Origin of the sequence: Mesorhizobium sp. B2-4-1, from assembly GCF_006442185.1 — a bacterium.
In the GTDB taxonomy this organism is placed as follows: Bacteria; Pseudomonadota; Alphaproteobacteria; order Rhizobiales; family Rhizobiaceae; genus Mesorhizobium.
Genome location: NZ_VFVN01000031.1, coordinates 1 through 1,051 on the forward strand (window position 1 = coordinate 1; position 1,051 = coordinate 1,051).

At 59.8% G+C, this 1,051-nt stretch carries 1 protein-coding gene; it reads right to left on the minus strand.

Going from position 1 to position 1,051, the window contains the following annotated elements; all coding sequences use genetic code 11:
- Nucleotides 1-11: 11 nt before the first annotated feature.
- A protein-coding gene (locus FJ949_RS30170) for an IS630 family transposase (protein WP_140501651.1) occupies nt 12-960 on the minus strand; the annotation gives its coding sequence in 2 pieces (ribosomal slippage) (nt 12-623 and nt 625-960; 948 coding nt in all).
- Nucleotides 961-1,051: the final 91 nt, after the last annotated feature.

The following is a 1,051-nucleotide window of genomic DNA, read 5'->3' on the forward strand; positions in this document are numbered from 1 at the left end:
GCTAGAGCGTTTCATATCTTGACGGAAGCGTAGCCTGCGTTTTCGAAGTAGTTCCTGCATTCGGCTGCCTCGATTGTTTCGACGAGGTGGCCGATGTGGCGCCAAGTGTCCTCGATTGTACGTTTCTGAGCTTGGCGCATCCAGTGTTTGATCTTGGCGAAGGCCTGCTCGATCGGATTGAGGTCCGGGGAATAGGGCGGCAGGTACCAAAGCCTGGCGCCGGCAGCTTTGATCATCTGCCTGATGGCCGCCGACTTATGACTTCCCAGATTATCCATGACGACAATATCGCCGGGCTTCAGCACCGTGATGAGCTGCTGCTCGACATAGGCCCGGAAGCATTGGCCGTTGATCGGGCCGTCGAAGACGCAAGGCGCTGTGAGCCGATCCCAGCGCAGTGCGCCGAGGAAGGTCAGCGTGCGCCAGTGGCCGTGCGGAGCCAGGCCGCGCAGCCGCTTGCCCTTCGGCCCCCAACCGCGCAGCGGAGCCATGTTGGTCTTGATCCAGGTCTCATCGATGAAGACCAGGCACTGCGGATCGAGGCCGGTCTGCCAGGATCGCCATCGCTGACGCCTGCGGGCAATATCGGCGCGTGCCTGCTCAAGGGCGAACAGCGTTTTTTTTGAAGCTCAGGCCCTCGCGCCTCAAGAACAGCCACACCGTATTGTGCGAGACCTTGATCCCGCGCGCATCCAACTCGTCCTTCAGCCGATGCAGCGTCAGTTCAGAGGTCTGATTGATCCGCTCCACAATGAAAGCCCGATGGGGCTCCAGAACGCGCTTACGGTGTCCGCCCATCTTGCCCGGCGCCACCGAGCCGGTGGCACGGTAACGCTGCGACCACTTCACCACAGAGGAAACCGCAACGCCAAAGCGCGAGGCAACCGCACGGCAGGTCTCCCCGTCGACAACTGCCGCTACTGCACGCTCACGAAGATCATTTGAAAGCGCTCGCGTCATCAGATGCTGGCCTCCAATCCAGCCAGCATCTTGAATCACAAACATCCGGTTTTGGGAATCCTACGATTCTCCCAAAATAGGAAATGCTCTA